Source organism: Nocardiopsis nanhaiensis (assembly GCF_054778635.1).
In genome coordinates this window covers 82909-106991 of record NZ_BAAGZJ010000009.1, presented here as the reverse complement: position 1 = coordinate 106991, position 24083 = coordinate 82909, and the positions used below count along the sequence as shown (strand labels likewise).

20 protein-coding genes and 1 riboswitch are annotated in these 24083 nt (G+C 69.7%); of the genes, 9 read left to right on the top strand and 11 right to left on the bottom strand.

The annotated features are described in order from the left end of the window. Position 1 precedes the first annotated feature (1 nt). Positions 2-1645: a cytochrome bc1 complex cytochrome b subunit gene (gene qcrB / locus ACYVD1_RS06535; RefSeq protein ID WP_460769107.1), complete on the top strand. Its 1644-nt coding sequence runs from the start codon at positions 2-4 to the stop codon at positions 1643-1645. Positions 1646-2048: 403 nt separating this feature from the next. Here qcrB and ACYVD1_RS06530 read toward each other — a convergent pair whose 3' ends face one another. Next, positions 2049-3854: an AMP-dependent synthetase/ligase gene (locus ACYVD1_RS06530; RefSeq protein ID WP_460769105.1), complete on the bottom strand. Its 1806-nt coding sequence runs from the start codon at positions 3852-3854 to the stop codon at positions 2049-2051. Between the two features lie 558 nt (positions 3855-4412). Here ACYVD1_RS06530 and ACYVD1_RS06525 point away from each other — a divergent pair. Continuing rightward, positions 4413-4901 carry a hypothetical protein gene (locus ACYVD1_RS06525; protein WP_460769103.1) on the top strand — a complete coding sequence of 163 codons (489 nt, stop codon included), beginning with the start codon at positions 4413-4415 and terminating at the stop codon, positions 4899-4901. A 145-nt stretch (positions 4902-5046) separates the two neighbouring features. Continuing rightward, positions 5047-5994: an ROK family glucokinase gene (locus tag ACYVD1_RS06520; protein WP_460769101.1), complete on the top strand. Its 948-nt coding sequence runs from the start codon at positions 5047-5049 to the stop codon at positions 5992-5994. A gap of 39 nt (positions 5995-6033) precedes the next feature. Here ACYVD1_RS06520 and ACYVD1_RS06515 read toward each other — a convergent pair whose 3' ends face one another. Next, positions 6034-6891 (bottom strand): lysophospholipid acyltransferase family protein, encoded by an 858-nt coding sequence (locus ACYVD1_RS06515; RefSeq protein ID WP_460769099.1) that lies wholly within the window; start codon positions 6889-6891, stop codon positions 6034-6036. Positions 6892-7303: 412 nt separating this feature from the next. On the opposite strand from ACYVD1_RS06515, the gene ACYVD1_RS06510 reads away from it, so the two are divergent. Genes ACYVD1_RS06510 through macS form a run of 3 tightly spaced genes read left to right on the top strand, consistent with a single transcriptional unit; the run spans position 7304 to position 10194 of the window. Then, complete coding sequence (locus ACYVD1_RS06510; RefSeq protein ID WP_460769097.1) at positions 7304-8101, top strand: alpha/beta hydrolase; 798 nt, start codon at positions 7304-7306, stop codon at positions 8099-8101. Beyond that, positions 8098-9021, top strand: coding sequence for a hypothetical protein (locus tag ACYVD1_RS06505; protein ID WP_460769095.1), 924 nt, complete (start codon positions 8098-8100; stop codon positions 9019-9021). Before ACYVD1_RS06510 ends, ACYVD1_RS06505 begins: the two co-directional genes overlap by 4 nt. A gap of 3 nt (positions 9022-9024) precedes the next feature. Then, a complete protein-coding gene (gene macS / locus ACYVD1_RS06500; protein WP_460769171.1) occupies positions 9025-10194 on the top strand; it encodes a MacS family sensor histidine kinase in 1170 nt (389 codons plus the stop codon). 5 nt (positions 10195-10199) lie between these two features. On the opposite strand, the gene ACYVD1_RS06495 is transcribed toward macS, so the two are convergent. Beyond that, positions 10200-10841: a molybdopterin-dependent oxidoreductase gene (locus tag ACYVD1_RS06495; protein ID WP_460769169.1), complete on the bottom strand. Its 642-nt coding sequence runs from the start codon at positions 10839-10841 to the stop codon at positions 10200-10202. Between the two features lie 372 nt (positions 10842-11213). Here ACYVD1_RS06495 and aroF point away from each other — a divergent pair, with 372 nt between their 5' ends. Next, a complete protein-coding gene (aroF, locus tag ACYVD1_RS06490) occupies positions 11214-12260 on the top strand; it encodes a 3-deoxy-7-phosphoheptulonate synthase (RefSeq protein WP_460769093.1) in 1047 nt (348 codons plus the stop codon). Between the two features lie 191 nt (positions 12261-12451). On the opposite strand, the gene thiI is transcribed toward aroF, so the two are convergent. The 8 genes from thiI to thiO all read right to left on the bottom strand — a co-directional run bounded on the left by thiI (position 12452) and on the right by thiO (position 22674). After that, on the bottom strand, positions 12452-13744 hold the full coding sequence (thiI, locus tag ACYVD1_RS06485; RefSeq protein WP_460769091.1) for a tRNA uracil 4-sulfurtransferase ThiI: 1293 nt from the start codon (positions 13742-13744) through the stop codon (positions 12452-12454). 167 nt (positions 13745-13911) lie between these two features. Next, a complete protein-coding gene (locus ACYVD1_RS06480) occupies positions 13912-14562 on the bottom strand; it encodes a GrpB family protein (RefSeq protein WP_460769089.1) in 651 nt (216 codons plus the stop codon). Between the two features lie 1429 nt (positions 14563-15991). Then, complete coding sequence (locus ACYVD1_RS06475; protein ID WP_460746928.1) at positions 15992-17017, bottom strand: 6-phosphofructokinase; 1026 nt, start codon at positions 17015-17017, stop codon at positions 15992-15994. Positions 17018-17209: 192 nt separating this feature from the next. After that, positions 17210-17875 carry a response regulator gene (locus tag ACYVD1_RS06470; protein WP_460746927.1) on the bottom strand — a complete coding sequence of 222 codons (666 nt, stop codon included), beginning with the start codon at positions 17873-17875 and terminating at the stop codon, positions 17210-17212. Positions 17876-18051: 176 nt separating this feature from the next. Further along, the gene (pknB, locus tag ACYVD1_RS06465; RefSeq protein ID WP_460769087.1) at positions 18052-20031 is read right to left on the bottom strand and encodes a Stk1 family PASTA domain-containing Ser/Thr kinase; all 1980 of its coding nucleotides are present in this window, start codon (positions 20029-20031) and stop codon (positions 18052-18054) included. 353 nt (positions 20032-20384) lie between these two features. Then, a complete protein-coding gene (locus ACYVD1_RS06460; protein ID WP_460746925.1) occupies positions 20385-21170 on the bottom strand; it encodes a thiazole synthase in 786 nt (261 codons plus the stop codon). 3 nt (positions 21171-21173) lie between these two features. Next, entirely contained in the window at positions 21174-21386 is a 213-nt protein-coding gene (gene thiS, locus ACYVD1_RS06455; RefSeq protein ID WP_460747003.1) for a sulfur carrier protein ThiS, read from the bottom strand. A 31-nt stretch (positions 21387-21417) separates the two neighbouring features. Beyond that, on the bottom strand, positions 21418-22674 hold the full coding sequence (thiO, locus tag ACYVD1_RS06450; RefSeq protein WP_460746924.1) for a glycine oxidase ThiO: 1257 nt from the start codon (positions 22672-22674) through the stop codon (positions 21418-21420). Next, a riboswitch (TPP riboswitch) is annotated at positions 22643-22753 on the bottom strand. It overlaps the preceding gene by 32 nt. A 102-nt stretch (positions 22754-22855) precedes the next feature. Between thiO and ACYVD1_RS06445 the strand changes: the two genes are divergently transcribed. Next, entirely contained in the window at positions 22856-23233 is a 378-nt protein-coding gene (locus ACYVD1_RS06445; RefSeq protein ID WP_460746923.1) for an Rv2175c family DNA-binding protein, read from the top strand. Positions 23234-23358: 125 nt separating this feature from the next. After that, positions 23359-24030 (top strand): thiamine phosphate synthase, encoded by a 672-nt coding sequence (gene thiE / locus ACYVD1_RS06440; protein ID WP_460746922.1) that lies wholly within the window; start codon positions 23359-23361, stop codon positions 24028-24030. The last annotated feature ends 53 nt before the right edge of the window (positions 24031-24083 follow it).

Genomic DNA, 24083 nt, shown 5'->3' with positions numbered 1-24083 from the left:
GATGAGTAAGACCACGCAAGCACCAAAGGCACTGCGCGGCGTCGGAAACTACATCGACGACCGCTTCCACCTGGCCAAGAGCGGTGAGAAGAACCTTCGCAAGGTCTTCCCGAACCACTGGTCGTTCATGCTGGGTGAGATCGCGCTGTACTCGTTCATCATCCTGCTGATCTCAGGCGTCTTCCTGACGTTCTGGTTCAAACCGAGCATGGCCGAGATCATCTACGACGGCTCGTACGAGCGCCTCCAGGGCGTTCCTATGACAGAGGCCTTCGCCTCGACCCTGTACATCGACTTCGATGTGCGGGGCGGCTTCCTCATGAGGCAGATCCACCACTGGTCCGCGCTGATCTTCGTGGCCTCGCTGGTGGTGCACATGCTCCGGGTGTTCTTCACCGGTGCGTTCCGCAAGCCGCGTGAGATCAACTGGCTCATCGGTATCGCCATCTTCACCGTGGCCATCCTCGAGGGCCTCTTCGGCTACTCGCTGCCGGACGACCTGCCCTCGGGCATGGGGGTCCGGATCCTCCAAGGCGTGATCCTGGCGCTCCCGCTGGTGGGCACGTACATCTCGATGTTCCTCTTCGGCGGGGAGTTCCCCGGCGAGGACATCATCACGCGCTTGTACATGCTGCACATCCTTCTGCTCCCAGCGATCCTGTTGGCGCTCATCGTGGCGCACTTCATGATCCTGTGGCATCAGAAGCACACGCAGTATCCAGGGCAGGGGCGAACAGACAAGACCGTGGTGGGAACGCCCATGTTCCCGGCGTTCGCGGTCAAGGCGGGCGGGTTCTTCTTCTTCACCTTCGCCGTGACCGTCGGTCTGAGCGCCTTCGTTCAGATCAACCCGATCCACCTGTTCGGCCCCTTCACACCGACGTCCATCACCTCGGGCCTCCAGCCGGACTGGTACATGGGCTTCATGGAGGGCTCGCTGCGGATCTTCCCGAACACGCTGGACTTCGAGCTGTTCGGGTACCCGATCATCACAGCGGTTCTGGTGCCAGGACTGGTGATTCCCGGGCTGATCTTCGGAGCGCTGGCCGCGTGGCCGTTCATCGAGCAGTGGATCACCGGGGACAAGCGCGCCCACAACGTCGCCGACCGTCCGCGCAACGCCCCGGTCCGCACCGGTCTGGGCGTCGCCGGCATCGTCTTCTACGGTGTCCTCTGGATGGCCGGGTCGAACGACGTGCTCTCGGAGACCTTCTCGATCGACCTGTACCTGACCACGTACATCTTCCGTACGCTGGCCATCGCCGGTCCGATCCTGGGTTACTTCATCGCCAAGCGGATCTGCCTCGGCCTGCAGCGCCGTGACCGCGACGCCCTGGAGCACGGTTACGAAAGCGGCACCATCCAGCAGCTGCCCAGCGGTGAGTTCATCGAGGTTCACAAGGAGAACTCCGACGAGACCACCCACGTGCTGCAGAGCAAGCCGACCATCACCTCGACCGCACTGGACGAGGGCGAGACCGATGAGAAGGGTGTGGAGAACCCCGCGGCGCGCAAGCCGATGGGCAAGTTCCGCCGTGCCCTGGCTCACTGGTACACGAAGGACAACGTGTCCTTCGAGGGCGTGGAGGCCCACTCGGGCCACCACCTGCACCACTCCTCCGATGGGGACGACAAGGCCCACTAGGGCTGCAGCTACGACGGACCCGGCCGCATCGAGCGGCCGGGTCCGTCGTGTTTCCAGGGGACCCTGCCCAGGCCAGCCCCCTGAGGCCGCCCGTGCAGCCCCGTCCCGCTCCGCTCGCCCGGTAGCCGGCCCGCCGCCTCCCGTCCGGCCCAGACCCGTCCGGGGGGCTTCCAAAGCCTGACGTGACCGCGGCGCCGACCACCACGCTCGGGGGTTGCCCGGACCTGCCCGGGGGGCTTGCTTGCGGACAGGTCCGGGCCGCTCTCAAGCGGCTTGGCCCGTACTGGTACCTGCCCCGTTGCCCCAGTGCTCCTTCCGTTGCGCACGGCTGGCCTCAGCCCCACACGAAAAGGGCCGACCGTCGGCAAGGACGGTCGGCCCCTTCATACGGAGCGCGCTGGGCTTACGCGTAGATGTCGTCGATCTCCTGGCTCCACTGCTTGCTGACGACGTGGCGCTTGACCTTCAGGGAGGCGGTCATCTGGCCGCCCTCCTCGGTGAAGTCGCTCGGCAGGATCTTGAACTTCTTGATCCCCTCGGCCTTGGACACGGCCTTGTTGGCGTCGTCGACGGCGCTCTGGACGGCCGCGTTGAGGTCGGCGTCCTCGGTCATGTCCGCGATCTCGCCGCTCTTGTTGTTCGACTCCTTCCAGAGCTCGAACGACTCGGGGTCGATCGTGATCAGGGCCGCGATGAACTTGCGGTTGTCACCGACGACCATGCACTGGCTGACCAGGGCGCTGGCGCGGATGCGGTCCTCGAGGAGCGCCGGGGCGACGTTCTTGCCGCCCGCGGTGACGATGATTTCCTTCTTGCGGCCGGTGATGCTCAGGAAGCCGTCGTCGTCCAGTGAACCGAGGTCGCCGGTGCGGTAGAAGCCGTCCTCGAACGCCTCCTTGGTGGCCGTCTCGTTCTGCCAGTAGCCGATCATGATGTGGTCGCCCTTGAGCAGGACCTCGCCGTCGTCGGCGATCCGGATCGTGGTGCCGGGAAGGGGCTGCCCGACGGTCCCGATCTTGTTGAACCCGGGGCTGTTGACCGAGGTCGGGGCGGTGGTCTCGGTGAGGCCGTACCCCTCGGTGATGGTCAGCCCGGCGCCGCGGAAGAAGTGGCCGAGGCGGTCGCCCAGGGCGGAACCGCCGGAGACCGCGTACTTGGCCTCGCCTCCCAGCCGGGCCATGAGCTTGCTGTAGACCAGCTTGCTGAAGAGGCCGTGCTTGAGCTTGAGCCCGAACGGCACGCTGCCCTTGCTCAGCGCCTTGCTGTACGCGATGGCGGTCTCGGCGGCGGCGTTGAAGATCTTGCCCTTGCCCTCACCCTCGGCCTTCTGCTGGGCCTTGGTGAAGACCTTTTCGAACACGCGGGGGACCGCGAGCAGGAAGGTGGGCTTGAAGACGGAGAACTGGTCGATCAGCTCCGGGCCGGTGCTGGGGTAGTGGCCCAGGACGGCCTTGCCCTCGATGACCATGACCTGGACGAAACGTGCGAAGACGTGCGCCAGGGGGAGGAAGAGGAGGGTGGAAGGGGTGCCCTCGTGGCCCAGGATGACCGGCTTGGCCGGGCCCTCCAGCGCCGAATGGGAGATGAAGAGGAAGTTTCGGTGCGTGAGTTCGCAACCCTTGGGACGGCCGGTGGTCCCGGAGGTGTAGATGAGGGTGGCGAGGTCGTCGGCCTTTACCGCGGTGCGACGCTTCTCGAGGTCCTCGTCGGAGACGTCGGCACCGGAGGCGCGCAGGGCCTCCATGTCGTCACCGTCGAACTTCCAGACGTTGTTGAGCTCGGGGGCCTTCTCGCGGACCTTCTCGATGCGCTCGGCATGGGCGTCGTTCTCGACGAAGATCGCCTTGGCGCCGGAGTTGCCGACGATCCACTCGATCTGCTCGGCAGAGGAGGTCTCGTAGATCGGCACGGTGATGCCGCCGATGGACCAGATCGCGTAGTCGGCGACCGTCCACTCGTAGCGGGTGCGCGACATCAGGGCGACACGGTCACCGTGTTCGATGCCCGCTTTGATGAGGGCCTTGGCATAGCTGACGATGTCACCGTGCAGCGTCTCGACGGTCACGTCACGCCACTGGCCGGATCCGGGTTCCTCCTGGCGGCGGGCGGCGACGACGTTCGGCTCGCTGGCCGCGCGCGCAAAGAGCGTGTCGGTCAGCCGCGCGTCGTTGGAGATCTCGGCCTTCGCGGGAGAGCTGTATTCGCGCACGTGGTGCTCCTGGACGTGTACTAGGTCTAGTAGTGGGGACGTGATGACCGTAACAACACAACCCTACTCGCGAGTAGAACGGGTTGTCGTTCGGTATCCAACAGTGATCGGAGCTTGACGCGTGAGTGAAGATGAACGCGCAGTTCACTCGCGTGACCCGCGGTGTGGAGTACCGCTGCTCCGGCTCTTCCCCTTGTGGTCTTCTACGCGTGATCTTTCCCGGCTGGAGGGTGTTCGACCCCTGTCGGGCGATCCGGGAGTGCGCAGGTCGGGCCGGTGATCCCGGTTACTTCTCGCGCGGAGCTGAGACTATCGCCCGCGCGGTGTTTCGTGCACATCCGGTTACTTCCGGGGCCTATGCGGCCTGAGTGTCCGTGTGGCGGCATCGCGGGTGGGAGGCCGCCGAGTCCGCGTGGCCCTCTCCTTCTGACCTGGGTGGCCCGACGGCCCCGAACCATCCCTGGTGCGCCCCTGAACCTGCCCTGAGAAGCCTGCCAGTGGGAGGTGCGGGCGGCTAACGTGTGGTCAGCGGACCGTACTAACTGGAGGCTTGCGGACATGACCGAGAACAATGGTGAACGGGCCGAGCGGTCGAACGGCACCCGCCCGGACAGCCCCGACCTGATCGATGACGCCCTGCGGCTGGTCGACAGCCTCCAGCGCAAACTCCTGGTGGCGGGGGTCAAGCGCGGGGTCGGGGCCGTCACCAACCCGCCGCCCAAGGGAGACGTGTGGGAAGAGGCGATCCGCGCCGAAACCAAGGAGGAGCGCCCACCGGCCGAGGAGATCGTGGAGATCGTGCGCAAGAGCGCCCCTGAGGTGGCCGGGCACCTCGGTCGCGCAGGGATGTCCCTCGCGGGCGCGCTCGGGCGCACCTGGGGCGTGGTGGAGCGCTCGTTCGAGCAGGGCAAGGAGGAGGCAGCGCGGGCGCGCGAGGAGCGTGAGGCGCGGGAGCGTGCCCAGCGCGCGCGTGACGGGCGCGTCGGCGCGTCATCGCCCGGGGCCGAGGTGGACGGCACGGATCAGCAGGTCACCTCGGGTGAATAGGGCATAGGCGGAGGTATCCGCACCGGGGGTGTTCGGGGGCGCCTGAGCCTGGTTTAATCGAATGGTTTGCACCATTTGGAAACCCAATGCCATGAACCTTGAGACTTATGTTAGAGTTCGGGCGTAAGTAGAAGGAGCTGCCCCCATGCTGACCATTGGCGTAGACATCGGTGGAACCAAGGTCGCCGCCGGTCTCGTCGACCACGACGGGCAGATCCTGGACAAGGTCAAGTACCCCACCCCCGCCAACGACCCACGCGAACTGGCCGAGGTCGTCGCCAAAGCAGTGGAGGAACTGCGGGCGCGCGAACCCGAGAACGCGGTCAGCGCCTTGGGGGTGGGGGTAGCCGGGTTCGTGGACGAGGACCGGGCCACCGTGCAGGTAGCGGTCAATCTGGGCCTTCGCGACGAGCCGCTCAAGGAGCGCGTGCAGCAGCGGGTGGAGCTCCCCGTCGTCATCGAGAACGACGCCAACGCCGCGGCTTGGGCTGAGGCCCGCTTCGGGGCCGGGCGCGGCAGCGACCACATCGTGTGCGTCACCTTGGGTACCGGGATCGGCGGCGGCCTGGTGCTCGGCGGGGACCTCCACCGCGGCCGCTACGGGGTGGCCGCCGAGGTCGGCCACTACCGGATGGTGCCGCACGGCCGCCGCTGTGCCTGCGGCAACCACGGATGCTGGGAGCAGTACGCCAGCGGCCGCGCGCTGGTCGCGGAGGGGCAGGACCTGGCCCGCACCGACCCGCAGCGGGCGGAGCGCATGCTCAAGCTCGCCGAAGGGTCCGTGGAAGGGATCGGTGGGGAGGCCATCACCCAGGCTGCGGTGGAGGGCGACAAAGCCGCCCTCGAGTGCTTCCGGGTCGTGGGGGAGTGGGCGGGGCTCGGCCTCGCCGACCTCGCCGCGATCCTGGACCCGGAGTGCTTCGTCCTGGGTGGCGGGGTCTCCGACGCCGGCGACATCATCCTCGACCCGGTACGGACCTCCTTCGCCCGGCACGTCACCGGTCGCCCGGGCCGCCGCCTGGCCGAGGTCCGGGTGGCCGAGCTGGGCGGCGAGGCCGGCATCGTCGGGGCCGGAGACCTCGCCCGCCACTGATCGCGCGGGCACCCCGCCGTACGTAGCTCGCCGGGACTGCTACTCGTCGCCGGCCGGGGTGTCGCCCCCCGACCCGGACTCCTTGGCCTCTTTGCGGGCCTTGCGGTCTGCGCGCTTGGCCTCTTTGCGGGCCTTGCGGTCGGACTTGCGGTCGGCGCGCTCGGTCCGGCGCTGGTCCTTGGCGCTGGCCTGCTGCTCGCGCTTGGCCTCCTTCTCCTCGGCCTCGACCTCGGCCTTGACCGCCTGGGCGTAGCGGTCCACGTACTCCTGCCCGGAAAGCTCCATGAGCGAGTACATGATCTCGTCGGTGACGGCGCGCAGGACCCGCTGGTCCTTCTCCATGCCGTGGTAGCGGGAGAAGTCGAGCGGCTTGCCGAACACCACCTTGGGGCGCACACCCAGCTTGGGGACGGTGCGGCCGGGGGGCATGATCTTCTCCAGGTTGATCATCGCCATGGGGACCACCGGGGCCTTGGCCTCCAGCGCCAGGCGGGCCACCCCGGTGCGCCCGCGGTACAGCTTGCCGTCGGGGGAGCGGGTGCCCTCGGGGTAGATGCCGAGGAGATCGCCGCGCTTGAGCACGCGCAGGCCGGTGCGCAGGGCCCCCTCGCTGGCCTTGCCGCCGGAGCGGTCGATGGGGATCTGCCCCACGCCGGTGAAGAAGGCCCGGCTGGCGAACCCCTTCACCCCGGTGCCGGTGAAGTACTCGGCCTTGGCGAGGAACGTGATCTTGCGCGGCAGCGGCAGCGGACCGAAGAAGTGGTCGGAGAACGACAGGTGGTTGCTGACCATGATGGCCGGACCGCGCCGGGGCACGTTCTCCACGCCTTCCGCGCGGGGTTGCCACAACACGGCCAGAATCGGCCCCAGGATCGCCTTGACCACCCAGTAGAACATCGCTTCAGATCACCCCTGCACACGCGGGGAGTACTGGGCAGGTGCTGCCACGTCTCACTGTCCCGCTCGGCCGACAACGTCAGGAACACGCCCACCGCGGGTGCGGGGAGCACTGACGTTCGTCATCTTCCCACCACGTGCGGGTAACCACCAAAGCGTCCGGAACGGGCGTCCGTGTCCGTCACGTGGGAAGGGGCCGCACCCCGGGCTCAGTCGAGGATACTCACCGCCGGAGGGGGACCTCGCGGGCGACCCGTTCCGGAGCGGCCGGGAACACCCCGGTCGCCCGCGTGGTTCGGGCGTAGGAACGTTAATCTGCCATCGATGACAAACGCTCATCCGAGCGACTAGCCTCGCGGCTGGGGCCGCCCGCCAACGGAGTCCTCCGTCGTACGATCCCGGGAGCAGATCTGTGAGACCGACCAGCGCCATCCCCCTGATCCCGGGTGCGGACCCATACAGTCACCCCGGATCCGGCGTCGGCGTTCTCCTCTGCCACGGCTTCACCGGCTCGCCCCATTCGATGCGTCCCTGGGCCGAGTACCTGGCTGACGCGGGGCTCACGGTCGAACTGCCCCGGCTCCCCGGGCACGGCACCACCTGGCAGGACATGGCCACCACCACCAGCGACGACTGGTACGCCGCCGTGGAGGAGGCGCTGCTCGACCTCGCCGACCGGTGCGACGAGGTGTTCGTCATGGGCCTGTCCATGGGCGGCGCACTCACCCTGCGTCTGGCCCAGGAGTACCCCGAGCTCGTCAGCGGCGTGGTCCTGGTCAACCCCTCCCTGGTGGTGGAGGACCGCCGGCTCCCGGTCATCGCCCCGATCCGCCGCCTCGCATCCCGGATCCTGCCCTCCACCCCCGGCCTGTCCAGCGACGTGGCCATGGAGACCGCTGCCGAGGGCGGATACGACCGGGTCCCCACCGCGGCCGCGGCGACACTCCCGAAGCTGTGGCGCACGGTTCAGGAGGGCATGTCCGGTTTGCGAGCGCCGGTTCTGGCCTACCGGAGCCCCCAAGACCACGTTGTGGGACCGGACAGTCTGCGTATCCTCGCTAGGAGAGCGGTCAACACCCGGCTGACGATTCACCTGCTTCACGACAGCTACCACGTGGCGACCCTCGACCACGACGCCGCCACCATCTTCGAAGGAAGCCTCGCGTTCGTACGCGAACGCAGGAGAAGCGGGGAAGGAGCCGACCGATGACGCAACGTCGGGGCAACGGCCTGCTCGCCGACGCCTACGTTCCCCTGATCCTGCTCGCGCCCTCACACGCCGACCTGATGCTGGACGCGCTGCGTCGCAGTGGGATCGCCGCCTACGCCGTCCCCCTGGAGGAGGACGTCCTGGAGCCCACCGGCGGCCAGGTCGAGGACCCGCCGACCGACCACCTCTACGTCGATGCCGAGGAGCGTACGGCGGCCGAGCACGTACTCGGCTCCGAACTCCCGGACCTGGGTGACCGGGAGGGCGAACCCGACCTGTTGGCCCCGCGCGGGGAGGGCCGTGCGGAGTCGGAGACCGAGGAGCACGGACAGGAGGCCCCGGCCGTCCACGAGGGAAACGAGGCGCCGGTCGGCGGCGACCTGCTGGACAGCCCGCCGACCAACGTGGACCAGCCCGACCAGGCGAGCTCCGACGACGAGGACGAGGTCTGGAACGATCTCGTCGCCCGCTTCTACGACGACTCCGAAGGCCCCAGCGATCAACGCGGCCGTGTCGCGTGGCCCGACGCGGAGAACCTCAACGCCCCGGACGAACGCGAGACCCAGCTCGGCGACATCCTCGCCAACCTGCCCCGCGACCGCGACGAGACCGATGACGAGGAAGAGCAACGGCGCGAGGAGGCCCAGCGCAGGGCCGAAGCGGAGATGGAGGGGCACTACGAGCCCCCGCCCCCGCCACCCCTGCTCCAGGGCGACCGGGTCGGCATCGCCGCCTGGTTCGGCCTCCTCGGCGGCCCGGTGTTGCTGTTCGGCGCCGCCTTCCTGGGTATCTCGCTGCCCAACTGGATCATGTTCCTGACCGTCGCGGCCTTCATCACGAGTTTCGTCGTGCTCATCCTGCGCATGACCGACTCCCGGCCGCCCGGTGACAGCGGATCCGACAACGGGGCGGTGGTCTGACCCCTGGGCTTCGACGTCCCCCTCTGGCGCTCCTTCGCCCTCTACCGGGCCGCGGCGCTGGTCTACGCCCTGGTTCTGGTGGTCCAGCACCACGAGTACCTGGCCCGGCCGTGGGCGGCCTGGGCCGTGCTCGTCGTCATGTCCGTCTGGACCGTCGTGACGACCTACGGCTACGCCCGGCCGGCCTGGCGTACCTGGCGGCTGCTCACCGCCGACCTCTTGGTGGCCTTCAGCTGCCTGTTCGCCACGGCGCTGGCGGCCACGCCCCACTACCTCACCCAGTCGCCACCGCTGAGCTCCTACTGGTTCGCCGGTGCCGCGCTGTCGGCAAGCGTCATCTGGGGGCGGCGCGGGGCCGCGACGGTCGCCCTCGCCTACGGGGGCGCCGACGTCACCCTGCGCGTGCTCATGGACGCCCAGGTCACCGCGGCCACGGTCCGGGGCGTCGTCCTGCTGCTGCTCGCCTGCCTGGCCGTGGGCTACATGTCCCGGGTGGCCGAACAGGCTGAGGAACGCTTCGCCCAGGCGGTCACCCTCGAGGTGCGGATCCGCGAACGCGAGCAGCTGGCCCGCTCCATCCACGACTCGGTGCTACAGGTTCTGGCCCTGGTGCGCCGGCGCGGCGACGAGATCGGGGGAGAGGCAGCCGAACTCGGGCAGATGGCCGGTGAGCAGGAGGTGCGGTTGCGCTCCCTGATCACTGACGGCCTGGACTCGGCCGCAGAGGCCCCGTCGCCGGACTCCGCGGCCCCTGCCCCGGCCCAAGGCACCCCGGTGGATCTGCGGGAGCTCCTGCGTCGTATGGAGTCCGTACGGGTGTCGGTCTCGGCCCCGGCCACGCCGGTGCCGTTGTCGGAGCACGCCGCCGTGGAACTGGCCGCGGCCGTGTCGGCGGCCCTGGACAACGTGGAGCGGCACTGTCCGCCGGGGACCCGGGCGTGGGTACTGGTGGAGGACGAGGACGGCGCCGTCGTCGTGACCGTGCGCGATGACGGCCCCGGCATGCCGTCCGGCCGTCTGGACCGGGCCCGCTCGGACGGCCGCCTCGGGGTGGCCCAGTCCATCCTGGGAAGGGTCCGCGACCTCGGCGGGACCACCGAGGTGTTCAGCGACCCGGACGAGGGCACCGAGATCGAACTCCGGGTACCACGCGGCGTCTCCTCCCTGAAGTAAGGGCGTCAGTGGTTCCGGTCGTCCTGGGAGGCGGGACCCTCCTGGTGGGAGAAGCGCTCCTCGTTCCAGGGATCGGCCCGGTTGTGGTAGCCGCGCTCCTCCCAGAACCCCCTCCGGTCACCGACCATGTACTCCACCGCCCGTAGCCACTTCACGCTCTTCCAGCCGTACAGGTGCGGTACCACCAGGCGCAGAGGGAAACCGTGCTCGGGGGTGAGGGGTGCGCCGTCACGGTGGGTGGCGAGCACAACGCCCTCCTCGAGGAAGTCGTCGAGCCGCAGGTTGGCGCTGTAACCGTACTCGCCCCACACCATCACGTGGGTGACTTCGGAGGCGGGCGGCGCCAGTTGGAGGAGGTCGACCGCGCGGACCCCGCCCCAAGGAACGTCGGGGATGCTGAACCGCATCACGCAGTGGAAGTCGCGCACCGTGTCCGCGCGGGGGAGTTCGGCGAACTCCTCCCAGGTCCACCGGTAGGTGCCCAGCGACTCGGTGGCGCCGAACACGCGGAAGTCCCACCGCTGCGATCGGAAGGTGGGGACCCGGCCGTAGTGCAGGGGCTTGTGCTCACGCCGAAACGCCTGCCCTGGGGGCAGCCGCAACCGCTGTGTCCCACCTAGGCCTCCGGCCTCCGTGCCCTCGGACAACCCGTCCCCCCGGTCCTGTAGCTCCGGCCGCTCCAACACTGGCACTGGTGTCCCCCTCTGTTGGGAGACGACGGCATCCTGACATCCTGCCAGCAACCGGAGAGAGCTAGGTCACTCCCCCCGGGTGTGCGGCCGGGCGCTGACTGTGCGCTATAGTCACTGCCATGCAGCGAAACTTTTGGCGCTTTTATGGCTACCGGCCCCACTCCCCGGTCGCCTGTAAAGCGCTGCGCTGACACAGACGACTTCCCAGGAGCCCCGGGCCGGTACAGGCCCGGGGCTCCTTTGTTTTCGCACCGGGTCAGGCCACAGCCCGGCCAGGCGCCACACCGCGCGGCTCAGCCACCCACACAACGAACAGGGACTACCTACATGGTCATCGTCATGGCGCCGAACGCCACCGCCGACAATATCGACGCGCTCGTCGAGCTGGTCTCCTCCGCCGGGGGCGAGGCCTACGTGACGCGCGGTGTGAGCCGCACGATCATCGGCCTGGTCGGCAACGTCGAGCAGTTCCAGGACCTTGGCCTGGCCGCCAAGCCCGGAGTCAGCGACGTCCTGCGTATCTCGGCGCCGTACAAGCTCGTCAGCCGCGAGAACCACGACAGCCGCACCGTGGTCAGCGTGCGCGGTGTCCCGATCGGCGGCGACAACATGACCGTCATCGCCGGCCCATGCGCGGTCGAGACCCCGGAGCAGACCCTCGAGGCCGCCCGCATGGCCAAGGCTGCGGGGGCCGCCCTGCTCCGCGGCGGCGCCTTCAAGCCCCGCACCTCCCCGTACGCCTTCCAGGGCCTGGGCGAGGAAGGCCTGAAGATCCTCGCCGACGTGCGGGAGAAGACCGGCATGCCCATCGTCACCGAGGTCGTGGACGCCGCTGACGTCGAGCTGGTCGCCTCCTACGCGGACATGCTGCAGGTCGGTACCCGCAACATGCAGAACTTCGCCCTCCTCCAGGCCGTCGGCGACGCGGGCAAGCCGGTCCTGCTCAAGCGCGGCATGAGCGCGACCATCGAGGAGTGGTTGATGGCCGCCGAGTACATCGCCCAGCGGGGCAACCTCGACATCGTCCTGTGCGAGCGGGGTATCCGCACCTTCGAGAAGGCCACCCGCAACACCCTGGACATCAGCGCGGTCCCGGTGGCGCAGAACCTTACCCACCTGCCGGTGATCGTGGACCCGTCGCACTCCGGCGGCAAGCGCGAGCTGGTTCTGCCGCTGTCGCGCGCGGCCATCGCGATCGGCGCCGACGGCGTGATCGTGGACGTGCACCCGAGCCCCGAGACCGCACTGTGCGACGGCCCGCAGGCGCTCCTCGAGGAGGACCTGTCCGAACTCCGCGACCTCTCCGGCACCCTGGCCACACTGAGCGGCCGTACTCTCACCCCGGCGCCCGAGCGGGTGTTCGCCGCCATGTGACGGCGCCCCTGGCCGCACCGTGGGGGAGAGCTGTCCGCGGGGAGGTGAAACAGCCTCCCCGAGCGGGGAGAACGGAGAACGGTGCCCCTCGGACGCTCGCGGCAGGAGCGTCCGAGGGGCACCTTCGGGTTCGGAGCCCGAAGCCCTCAGCCAGGGGCCGGTCTGATGGGGCCCAGTCTGCTCGGGCCCGGTCAGGAAACGGGTGCGGCGGCCTTGGCCGTGCTGGGGGAGACCCGCTTGGGAGCTTCCTCGCCCAGGAAACTGGGCTTGTGCAGCTGGGCCGTGGTGACCAGGTGCTCGGCCAGCTCTTCAGCGTCCAGCCGCTTCTCGATCTGGCGCAGGTCGCCGATCTTGGCCGCGGTCTCCACCTGGCGGGGCGTGAGCATCGTGCAGCAGTCCTCGTCGGGCAGTTCCGAGATGGCCAAGGTGCCGATCCTGCGGGCGTGGTCCATGATCTCGGTCTTGTCCATACCGATGAGCGGGCGCATGATCGGCAGGTCCACCGCGTCGTCCAAGGCGGTGATGTTGGTCATCGTCTGGCTGGAGACCTGGCCCAGCGCGTCCCCCGTGATCAGGCACTCCGCCTTGAGGTTGTCGGCCAGGGCCTCCGCGGTCTTCAGCATCAAGCGCCGCTGGGCGACGATCTGGAGCCGCTCGGTGCCGGAGCTCTTCAACTGCTGCTGGGCCTTGCCGAACGGCACCACGAACAGCCGCGAACCCACCTGGTAGCGGTCCAGCTGACGGACCAGGCTGTAGGCCTTGTAGATGGACTCGGGGCCGGTGAAGGGCATCCCGGAGAAGTGCAGGAAGTCCACTTTGAGGCCGCGCCGGATCATCCGGTGCGCGGCGACGGGGGAGTCGATGCCCCCGGACATCAGCACCAGGCCGCGGCCGCTCATCCCGGCGGGCAGACCGCCCTGGCCGGGGATTCCGTCGGTGAAGACGAACGCCTCGTCCTTGTCGATCTCGACGTGCAGGGTGTTGTCGGGGTGCTTGAGGTTCACCTTGTAGCCGTGCGCCTCGATGATTCTCGCCCCGAGGAAGCCGGCCAGCTCCCCGGAGTTCATCTCGAAGCGCTTGTCCCGGCGGCGGGCACGCACCGCGAAGGTGCCCTCGCGGTCGGCCATCGAGCGCACGCTGACGTCCACGATGGAGTCCAGGTCCTTGGGCACGCGCCGCACCAGGTGCACCCAGACCACGCCCATGACGTTGGCCATGCGGTCGGCGATCTCCGCGACCTCGAGGTCGGAGGCGCCGCGCTTGCGCACGATGATCACACCGGCGCCGCGCTGGGAGAGCCGGATCTCGCCCAGATCGCGTACCGAGGAGCGGATGTTGTTGTGCAGGCGGCGCTCGAACAGCTTGCGGTTGGAGCCCTTGAGGACGATCTCGCCCAGCTTCATGAGCACGCAGAGCTCACCGAGCCCGCTGTCGGCGCCGACCTCGGTGGGCGGGATCGGTGCGGACTCCAACGACGCGGACATGGTGCTACCTCCGGAAGATGATGCTGCGGTGCCCCGGTGAGGGTGGGAGTGGCGGTGGCGGAACCGGGTGCGTCCACCGCCACCCTCCAGTATCGAACAATTCCCGGACCGTTCGGACCATTCCCGTTCGCCGGTGTGGGCCTCGCCGCTCACGTGGGTCAGTAGTTTCAGTGCCTACCCGGTTGTCCCTGCTCCCGTTCCCTTCTCCGGTCACGAGTGTCGGACAAGCCGTGAGTGGCGAACATTCGAGCGTAGATCTCCCGGAGCACGGGTTCCTTGTGCCGGTTGTAGTCCATGACGATGCCACCCTTCTCGGTGGTGGCGGCAGCGGCCTCCAGTTTGGCCTCACGGTAGCGGGCGAGGTCCTCCGGGTTCCTGGAGAGCCAATCCCGGAACATGCGGTGACGGATGAGTTCCGGGCAGTCCGCGCCGAACACGTGCAGGTTGGTGCGCGGCTCCCGGAGAGTGAGCATCCGGTGCTCGTGCCAGGGCGGTTCCCGGAGGGTCAGCACGAACCCGCTTCTCTCCAGGGCGGGCACGTAGGAGTCCTCGTCGGCGGGGTCGGTGACGGTGAGGTCTGCGTCGATCACCGGTTTGGCGGGCAGGCCGGGGACCGAGGTCGAACCGACGTGTTCGACCCGCAGTGCCCGGCCGCCGAGCGCCGCGTGGACCAGGGCGTCCGCCCGCGCGAACCACTCGGGCCATCGCGGGTCGTATCCGACCACGTGGACGGGTTCGGGTGCGGGGCGGCCGAGCACCCAGAAGCTGTCGTCGTGCGGGGTCTGGTGGTGGCGGGTGATCTCCTCCGGCGTGGGCATGGAGCCAGCCTAAGAGCCTGGTGACAAAGGGTGTTGGGTTCCCCTGCCCTTGGGGTGTGTACCTGTCCACGCGGGTGCGGGTGGTTCCCTGGTGGTGCGGGTTTCCCCGTTTCCTGCCGCTTGATGGTGGCCGTCTCCGCTGCGCGGGTCAAGGTCGTCGCCATCGAGCGCTTCGCGCGTCGGTGGCGCTCCACCTTGACCCGCTTCGCTGCGACGGCGGGTCGGCGGCTATCAGGAAACGGGGGACGTGTGGTCGGGGTGGCGACGGGACCGGCCTTCGGCCGGGAACTGCCCCGAGCCTGCGGCCCGGTCCGGCCGTGGCCGGCCGGATTCCTGCCCATCCGCCTGGTTGTGTCGGCAGGCGCGTCGCAATCCAGTGGCCGGCCGGCGACGAAGGGCCCGAGCAGGCCGGGTGGGTGGCTGGGCGCGTCCCACCGGGCTCGCGGCTCGGTGGTGGGTGGCCCATACGGGTGCGGGTGGTGCTGTTGGACCGGTCGGGTGTGGGTTCCAGGGCATCGAACCCCCCTGCTGGAGGCATTGTGGGCACCGAGATTGCCTCCAGGGAGGGGGTTCACCGCCCCGGGTGCTTCCGGGAGGGGGCTCGGCGCCCCAGGTGCCCCCATGTGGGGGTAGCGGGCGCCCCCGGTGGGCGCCCCACACGGAGGTAGCCCCGGTGTCCGGAACCGGCCTGGTGGGGGTGTCCGTTGCGTCCGAAACCGGTTGATCCCCGATGATCTTGCCCCTGTCTCAACCCTCGGCCGTCGAGGGTTGAGACAGGGGCAAGATCATCGGGGCAGGGGGGCTGAGTCCGACCGAAAGTCCGGTGGGACGCGCCCAGCCATGCGCCCCGCCTGATCGGGCTCTTCGTCGCTGGCTGGTCACTGGATTGCGACGCGCTGTCCGATGAAGCCGGGCGGACGGGCAGGCATCCGGTCGGCCACGGCCGGACTCGGCCTGAAGGCCGGGCGGAGCCCGGCCCACCGGGCCGCAGGCCCGGGCCCGAAGGGCCCCCTTGGGGCCCCGACCACACGTCCCCCGTTTCCTGATAGCCGCCAACCCGCCGTCGCAGCGAAGCGGGTCAAGGTGGAGCGCCACCGACGCGCGAAGCGCTCGACGGCGACGACCTTGACCCGCGCAGCGGAGACGGCCACCATCAAGCGGCAGGAAACGGGGAAACCCGCACCCGCAACAAACCCCAGCAACCCCGAACCCCAGCCCGCGCCCGCGTGGAAAGGGGCACACCCCGAGGGCCCGGGAGCCCAACCCCCTTTGTCACCAGGCTCTAAGAGGCCCGGGGCGCGCCCATGGGAAGACGGCGCGGGCGTGGGGGGCGGTCCTGACCCCGCCTGGAATGCGGCGCGGCCCCTCCCGGAGGTGGCCGGGAGGGGCCGCGCCAAAGCCTGGTCGAGCTCAGGTCTGACCGGAGTGATCAGCCGAAGAAGACCTCGGCCTCCTCGTAACGCTCCGCGGGAACGGTCTTGAGGGTGTCGGTGGCCTCGGACAGGTCCACACGCACGATGTCGGTGCCCTGGAGGCCGACCATCTTGCCGAAGGTCTTCTCGTGCACGGCCTCGATGGCGTTCACCCCCAGGCGGGTGGCGAGCACCCGGTCGAAGGCGGTGGGGGTACCGCCGCGCTGGACGTGGCCCAGGACGACCGAGCGGGCCTCCTTGCCGGTGCGCTTCTCGATCTCCTCAGCCAGGGTCTGGCCGATGCCGCCGAGGCGCACGTGCCCGAAGGAGTCCTTGTCGCCCGTGGCCAGCTCCAGCTGCCCCTCCTTCGGGTGGGCACCCTCGGCGACCACGATGATGGGGGCGTACTGCGTCTCGAAGCGGCTCTCGACGTGCTTGACGACCTCGTCCATGTCGAAGGGGCGCTCGGGGATGAGGATGACGTTGGCGCCGGCGGCCATGCCCGAGTGCAGGGCGATCCACCCGGCATGGCGGCCCATGACCTCGACCACCAGTGCCCGGTGGTGGGACTCGGCGGTGGTGTGGAGGCGGTCGATCGCCTCCATGGAGATGTTGACGGCCGTGTCGAAACCGAACGTGTAGTCAGTGGCGTTGAGGTCGTTGTCGATGGTCTTGGGCACACCCACGACGTTGACCCCGCGGTCGTGCAGCTGACGCGCCACACCCAGTGTGTCCTCGCCGCCGATGGCGATGAGTGCGTCCACGCCCAGGCCGGCCATGTTGTCCTTGACCCGCTCGACACCGCCCTCGATCTTCATCAGGTTGGTGCGCGACGAACCCAGGATCGTGCCGCCGCGCGGGAGGATGCCGCGCACGGCGGCGATGTCCAGCTGCTTGGTGGCGCCCTCCAAGGGCCCGCGCCAGCCGTCCCGGAAGCCGATGAACTCGTAGCCGTAGTCCTTGACACCCTTACGGACCACGGCGCGGATGACCGCGTTCAGACCTGGGCAGTCTCCACCACCGGTCAACACCCCGACTCGCATGCGACTTCTCCTCGACGTTGTGGATATTTACGGCGCACGGCGCCATATGGTCTAGACCATAGTGGGACGGAGGAGCCCAGGCCAACCCGGATGGGGAAGTCCCTTCCGAAACCCGCAGCCCATGGGCTTGGGAGCGTAACCGAAAGTGCCGGGCTTCCCCGGGTGCCCGCCGAAGACCCCCTAGGCGCAGGGTCAGTGGTCTAGACCGCGGTCGATGGCGTAGCGCACGAGCTCCACCCGGTTGTGCAGGTGCAGCTTGGTCAGGGTGTTCTGCACGTGGTTCTGGACCGTGCGGTGGGAGATGGTGAGGCGGCGCGCGATCTGCTTGTAGGCCAGCCCCTTGGCGACGAGCCGGAGCACCTCGGTCTCGCGCGGGGTGAGTTCGGGCGCCTTTTCGGCTCCTCCGCGCGCTTGGCCGTCCTCGGCGGAGAGCCGCCGGTACTCGCCGAGGACCAGACCCGCCAAGCCGGGGGTGTAGACGGCCTCGCCGCTGTGGACGCGCCGTACCGCGTCGAGGAGTTCTTCGCGCCCCGCGGACTTCACGAGGTAGCCGGTGGCCCCGGCCTTGACCGCCGCAAGTACGTCGTCGCTCTCCCCGCTGGCCGAAAGGACCAGGACCCGGGGCGGTTCCGGCAGCGTGATCAGGGCCGAGGTGAGCTCCACGCCGTTGGTGTCCGGCAGGTGGAGGTCGACCACGGCCAGGGTGGGCCGCGCTGCTGGGGCGATGCGCAGGGCCTTCGCCCCGTCGCCGGCAGTGCCGACCACCTCGACGCCGGCTTCGCTCAGGTCGCGCGCTACCGCGTCGCGCCACATGGGGTGGTCGTCGACCACCATGACTCGGATGTCTTCGCCGCTCATACCGGTGACCATAGCGGCGCGGGAACCCCACGCGACAGGGGAGGCGCGTGGCCGGTCGCGGACGGGCCGGAGATTGCGCACGTGGACGCCGGCCGCCCGCGCCGGATCCTAACCCGGCGCGGGCGGCCACCAGCCGTCAGCAGACCGCTGGGGACTCCGGTGGCCCTCAGCGGCCGTCAGTCGTCATCGTCGTCATCGTCGTCATCGTCCTCGACGTCGCCCAGGTCGATCCCGCCGGGTGTGGCGGTGATCGTGATCGTGGCGCCCTCCTCGGCACTGCCTTCCGGGGACTGGTGCGCGACCACCCGGCCGCCCAGGATCCGGTCGACCTCGACCTCGAACCCGGCGTCCTCCAGCTCGTCGCGGGCGTCGCGGACCGACTCGCCCACCACGTCGGGGATCTCGACCTCGGGCGGCCCGGTGGACACGGTCAGGGTGACCGTGGACTCGGAGCCAACGTTGGTGCCGGTATCGGGGTTCTGGTCGATGACCGTGCCCTCGTCGATGGTCTCGCTCTCCTCCTCGACGATCTCGGTCTCCAGGCCCAGCTCCTCGAGGGCGTCCTCGGCGTCTTCCTGCTCCTGGCCGACCAGGCTCGGGACGGGGATGCCGAGGCTGACGGTGAGGACCACCGGCTGCTCGCGGTCGGCCTCCGCTCCCGCTTCGGGTTCGGTCTCCAGGACCTCACCGGGGTCGTTTTCGGGAGCGTCGACCTCTTCCTGGACGATGTCCTCGGCCTCGAATCCGAGGTCCTCCAACTCCTTGAGCGCGTTGGCGTAGTCCTCGCCGACCAGTTCGGGCATGTCCACCGACTGCGGTCCCTTGGACAGGAACACGGTCACCGGGTCACCCGGTGAGAGGCGCTCCCCGATCTCGGGTTCGGTCTCGGCAGCCTCGCCCGGTGCGGCCTCGTCGCTGTAGACCGTGTCGTCGGACTGCTCGACGACGAGCCCGGCCGAGCGGATCATCTCGCTGGCCGTGTCGGGGTCGGTGCCCACGACATCGGGTACGGGCTCGAACCTGCCGATGAGGAACCACCAGCTCGTGACGCCCACGACCAGGGCCAGGACGACGGCACCGATCACCGTCAGGCGGTTGCGGGCGAACCACGAACCGCCCTCGTCCGGGCCGTCGTCGTAGTCGTCCCCGTCCAGGTCGGCGCCGCTCATGTCGACGACCATGGTGGCGTTCTCGGTCCCGAGCCCGGCGCCGCCGGCGATCAACTGGGGCGCGGTCATGGTGGCTGCGGCACTGCCCTGCGGCGCGACCGGAGCCAGGGGCCCCTTGGCGGCCGCGGCGTCGTCGGGAAGGGTCCGCAGGACCTCCAGCACTTTCGCCAGGTACTGCCCGGCGTTGCCCGTCCGGTACCGGGGATCGCGCTCGGTGGCCTTGGTCACCAGGGCGTCCACGGCGGGCGGCAGGTTGGGCAGGAAGTGCGAGGGGCGGGGAACGTCCTCGTTCACGTGCTGGTAGGCGATCGCGATGGGCGTCTCGCCGGTGTGCGGCTGGCCTCCGGTGAGCAGCTCGTAGAGCATGATGCCCGCGGCGTACACGTCGCTGCGCGCGTCGGCCACGCCCTTCTCGATCTGCTCCGGCGCCAGGTAAGCGGCGGTACCCATGAGTGTGCCGGTGCGGGTCAGGCCCTGGTTGGACTGCTCCACCGCGCGGGCCAGCCCGAAGTCGGCCACCTTCACCCGGCCGTCCTTGGTGATGAGGACGTTCTCGGGCTTGACGTCGCGGTGCACCATGCCCGCCTGGTGGGCGGCGCCCAGCGCGGCCAGGACCGGGGCCATCGCCTGCAGGGCGTCCTTCGGACCCAGCCGACCCTTCTCCTGGAGCAGGTCGCGCAGGGTCTGGCCCGGGACGTACTCCATGGCCAGGAACACGTGTCCCGCGTCCTCGCCCTGGTCGAAGACCTGCACCACGTTGGGGTGGGAGAGCTTGGCGACCGAGTGCGCCTCGTTGATGAAGCGCTGCACGAAGGAGGGGTCCTGTGCAAGGGAGGGGTGCATGACCTTCAGGGCCAGCCGTCGGTCCAGCCGTAGGTCGTGGGCGACGTAGACCGTAGCCATACCGCCACCGGCGATCCTTGACTCGACGAAGTAGCGACGGTCCAGCGTCGCGCCTACAAGCGGGTCGGAAGTGGTCATGTCCACGGCGGAGTAGTGTCCTTGCTGCGGGGAGCGCGGGCATTCGCGGCCGGTGGCGCGTACCCGACACAGGGTGTCGAACCGACACAATAGCGGAAGCCGGTGTCGGGTCTCGCCCCGCGGTTCACGGTCGCGGCGTCCCCGCGTCCAACGGCGTGGCGGCCGGTGTGGAGTCGGTGTGGGACGTTCGCGCCTGGGCGGTCAGTCCGTGAGGTGCCGTCCGGCGGCACGCACACCCCTCCCACGGTAGGGGACAGCGGCAAACCTGGCAGTGACGCCGCGCTCACCCGCGCTTTACCGAAGGCGCCTCCTGAAGGCCGCCGGTGGCGGTGGGCGCGGGCACTGCTGTTCGGCCGCGGTCAGACCACGTCAGGGCTGGATGCTTGGGCATGTCGGCGGACCGGGATGCGTCCGGCCAGCCGCGCTCCGCGCCCGGCCCGGACGGCGTCGCGCATCGCCGAGGCCATGAGGACCGGCTTCTGCGCGCGGGTCACGGCGGTGGCCAACAACACGGCGTCGCAGCCCAGCTCCATCGCCAGTGCGGCGTCGCTGGCGGTACCGATCCCGGCGTCCACGATGACCGGGACGTTCGCCTGCTCGACGATCAGCTCGAGGTTGTGCGGGTTGCGGATGCCCAGCCCCGAGCCGATCGGCGCGGCCAGCGGCATGACGGCCGCGCAGCCCAGCTGCTCCAGGCGGCGCGCCAGTACCGGGTCGTCGTTGGTGTACGGCAGGACGGTGAAACCGTCGTCCACGAGGGCCTCGGCGGCGTCCAGGAGCTCCACCGGGTCGGGGAGGAGGGTGTGCTCGTCGGCGATCACCTCCAGCTTGACCCAGTCCGTTTCCAGGGCCTCGCGGCCGAGTTTGGCGGTGCGTACCGCGTCGGCGGCGGTGAAGCACCCTGCGGTGTTGGGCAGGGGGCGGATCTTGTTCCGCTCCAGGATGTCCCAGACCGACCCTTGGGTTCCGGGGCTGACCCGGCGCATCGCCACGGTGGTGAGCTCGGTGCCGGAGGTCTGCAGGGCCTCCTCCAGGACCTCGAGTGAGGGTGCTCCGCCGGTTCCGGTGATGAGGCGGGAGTCGAATGTGACACCCGCGATCTCGAAGGGGTCGTCGAGCGTGTGTGTAAGGGGCGTCTCGGGCATGGTTCAGCCTCCCTGTACTGCGGTGAGAACGTCCACGCGGTCACCCGGGGCCAGGGTGGTGTCGGACCACGCGGTGCGGCGCACCACCTCGTCGTTGACGGCTACGGCGATCCCGCCCTGGATCTGCCCGTCCCGGGTCGATGCCACATCGCGTACGACCGCTTCCACGGTGGTGGCCGCGGTCTGGCGCGCCTCGCCGTTGATGATCAGTTCCACTGCTTCTCCCACGTCTTGTTCCAGTGTTCTCTCAGGTCGTCTGCGCACCGCCGCCGGCCAGTTCCCGGTCGGCGGCGAACCGGCGCGCGTGGTCGGGCAGCGAGCCGGTAGTGAGTGCATCGGCCATGACCGCGCCGGTCTCTGGGGCCAGGAGCACCCCGTGCCGGAAGTGCCCGGCGGCCAGGTGCAGGCCCGGGACCAGGGTGGGCCCCAGGAGGGGTTCGTTGTCCGGTGATCCGGGCCGCAGCCCCACACAGGTCTCGGTGACCTCGAGCTCGGTCACCCCGGGTACGAGCTCGCGCGCGTCCCGGAGGACCTGCCACAGCCCGCCCATGGTGAGAGCGGTGTCGTGGCCCAGCTCCTCCTGGGTCGCGCCGACGATCACTTCGCCGTCGGCCCGGGGGACGAGGTAGACCGGGAAACCGCGGACCAGGCCGCGCACGGTGCGACTGACCAGGGGCGGTTCCCCCGAGGGGGTTCGGGCGCGCAGCAGTTGTCCCTTGACCGGGCGCAACGGGGGCACTACCGGCTCGGGAACCTTGATCCGGTCGCCCCAACAGCCCGCGGCAAGGACGACCTGCCCAGCGGCGACCAGGGAGTCGTCCGCCAGGCGCACGCCCAGGCGGGCGCCGTCGGGGCCGGGGGAGGTGACCTCCTCGGCCCGTCCCGCGATCTCGCGCACACCGGCGCGCTCACCGGCCCGTGCGAGGGCCAAGAGCAGTCGGCGCGGATCCACGGAGTGGTCGTCGGGGGCCAGCACCCCTCCGCGTACGCCGGGGGCGAGCATGGGTTCCAGGCGGCGGCACTCCCGACTGGTCAGGCGTTCGGCGGCCACGCCCAGGCGCTGCTGCAGCGCGTGCAGTTCGGTGAGGACGGCCAGGTCGTCGCGGTCGAAGGCGACCAGGAGCGTTCCGGTGGTCTGGAGGCCGACGTCCACGCCGCTGGCGTCCTCCAGCTCCTTGACGAAGTCGGGGTAGCGGCGGGCGGAGCGCACCCCGAACTCCATCAGGGGTTCCTCGCCGAACACCGCCTCGGTGGCGGGGGTGAGCATGCCGGCCGCGACGGTCGAAGCCGCGCGGGCGGTCGAGGGTTCGTTGACCGGGTCGGGTTCGATCAGGGTGACGGGCAGCCCTCGTTGGGCGGCCCGCCAGGCGGTGACCCGGCCGATGATGCCGCCGCCGACCACGGTCACGGTCTCACGTGTACCGGTATTGGTAGGACGAATCTTTGCGTGCTGGGGAACATCGAAGGTGCGCACGGCGCCGTGTTCCACTCCCTTCGCCGGCATGATCCGGATCAGGTTCGTGCGGTCGGAGGCGGCCAGCCTCCCTCTCAGCCGGGTCCACCCGGCTCCCGCGGGACGTGTCTGCTCTCCTTCCATATTAGGGCAGGGTGTCCAGACCCGGTGTGGCGGGGATCTCGGTGCGCCGAGTACCAGGTGCCGCCGGACGACCACCGGCGCTCGGCGGATGTGGCAGATTGGTGGGGTGACACAAAGCGACCCTGAACTCGACGAACTCGTCGGCGACTGGCTGACCCTGCGCGAGGCGGCCAAGCCGCTGGGCGTGAGCCCCAACCGGATCAAGACACTCATCCGCGAGAAGCGCATGATGGGCGTGGTCCGTGGCGGTGAGCTCTCCATCCCCGCCGCCTTCCTGGACGGTGGGGACCTCGTCAAAGGGCTGTCCGGCACCATCGTGCTGCTCTCCGACGCGGGCTTCTCCACCGAAGAGGCCCTGCGCTGGCTCTTCACCTCGGACGACAGCCTGCCGGGCACGCCCATCCAGGCCATGCGCGAGGACCGCGGCACCGAAGTGCGCCGCCGTGCCCAGAGCCTGGCCTTCTAGAGGACACGGCCTCCTAGAGCACCGTTCACGGGCAGCTTCAGGCGGGGCCGCGCGAGACACCGCCGGGCGGCCCGGAGGGCGCGCCCCTTCGGCCGCCCGGAGCGCCAGGCCCTACAGTGGGGCGGGTGAGGACCAGCCACGGAACCAGCCTGCGCAAGCGCCTGGACGCATCCCTTCTGTACCTGTGCACCGACGCCCGTACGGAGCGCGGCGATCTCGCGGAGTTCGCGGACGCTGCGCTGGCCGGGGGAGTGGACATCATCCAGCTCCGGGACAAGGGCCTGGAAGCGCGCCAGGAGCTGGCCGCCCTCGAGGTCATGCGTGCGGCGTGTGAGCGCCACGGCGCCCTGCTCGCCGTCAACGACCGGGCCGATATCGCCCGTGCGGTGCGCGCCGACGTCCTGCACCTGGGGCAGCGCGACCTCCCGGTGCCCATGGCGCGCGACATCGTCGGCGCCGACCCGGTCATCGGCCGCTCCAACAACGACGTCGACGCCGCCGCGGCCTCCGCGGAGGAAGCCGGGAGCGACTACTTCTGCGTGGGTCCGACCTGGGCCACGCCCACGAAGCCGGGACGCCCGGCCGCCGGCTTGGACCTGGTGCATCGCGCTTCGGCACTGGGTTCTGACCGGCCGTGGTTCGCGATCGGCGGGATCGACCTCGACAACGTGGACCAGGTGCTGAGCGCCGGTGCCACGCGGGTGGTCGTGGTCCGCGCGGTCACCGAGGCGGAGGATCCCCGCGCGGCGGCCACCGCGCTCAAGGCCCGCTTGACCGCCCGCGCCGACAACACCTGAGGGACACACCGACCGCGGCCCCGGAGCCCCGCCAGGGGGTACCGGGGCCGCGT

What these genes read in the sequence shown, in the direction of transcription:
- thiI (WP_460769091.1), bottom strand. Translation starts at nt 13,744, where the DNA reads ATGTCCGCGTCGTTGGAGTCCGCACCGATCCCGCCCACCGAGGTCGGC.
- thiO (WP_460746924.1), bottom strand. Translation starts at nt 22,674, where the DNA reads ATGCCGGCGAAGGGAGTGGAACACGGCGCCGTGCGCACCTTCGATGTT.
- ACYVD1_RS06480 (WP_460769089.1), bottom strand. Translation starts at nt 14,562, where the DNA reads ATGCCCACGCCGGAGGAGATCACCCGCCACCACCAGACCCCGCACGAC.
- ACYVD1_RS06475 (WP_460746928.1), bottom strand. Translation starts at nt 17,017, where the DNA reads ATGCGAGTCGGGGTGTTGACCGGTGGTGGAGACTGCCCAGGTCTGAAC.
- ACYVD1_RS06515 (WP_460769099.1), bottom strand. Translation starts at nt 6,891, where the DNA reads ATGTTCTACTGGGTGGTCAAGGCGATCCTGGGGCCGATTCTGGCCGTG.
- ACYVD1_RS06525 (WP_460769103.1), top strand. Translation starts at nt 4,413, where the DNA reads ATGACCGAGAACAATGGTGAACGGGCCGAGCGGTCGAACGGCACCCGC.
- ACYVD1_RS06445 (WP_460746923.1), top strand. Translation starts at nt 22,856, where the DNA reads ATGTGGCAGATTGGTGGGGTGACACAAAGCGACCCTGAACTCGACGAA.
- ACYVD1_RS06460 (WP_460746925.1), bottom strand. Translation starts at nt 21,170, where the DNA reads ATGCCCGAGACGCCCCTTACACACACGCTCGACGACCCCTTCGAGATC.
- aroF (WP_460769093.1), top strand. Translation starts at nt 11,214, where the DNA reads ATGGTCATCGTCATGGCGCCGAACGCCACCGCCGACAATATCGACGCG.
- qcrB (WP_460769107.1), top strand. Translation starts at nt 2, where the DNA reads ATGAGTAAGACCACGCAAGCACCAAAGGCACTGCGCGGCGTCGGAAAC.
- ACYVD1_RS06505 (WP_460769095.1), top strand. Translation starts at nt 8,098, where the DNA reads ATGACGCAACGTCGGGGCAACGGCCTGCTCGCCGACGCCTACGTTCCC.
- ACYVD1_RS06470 (WP_460746927.1), bottom strand. Translation starts at nt 17,875, where the DNA reads ATGAGCGGCGAAGACATCCGAGTCATGGTGGTCGACGACCACCCCATG.
- ACYVD1_RS06520 (WP_460769101.1), top strand. Translation starts at nt 5,047, where the DNA reads ATGCTGACCATTGGCGTAGACATCGGTGGAACCAAGGTCGCCGCCGGT.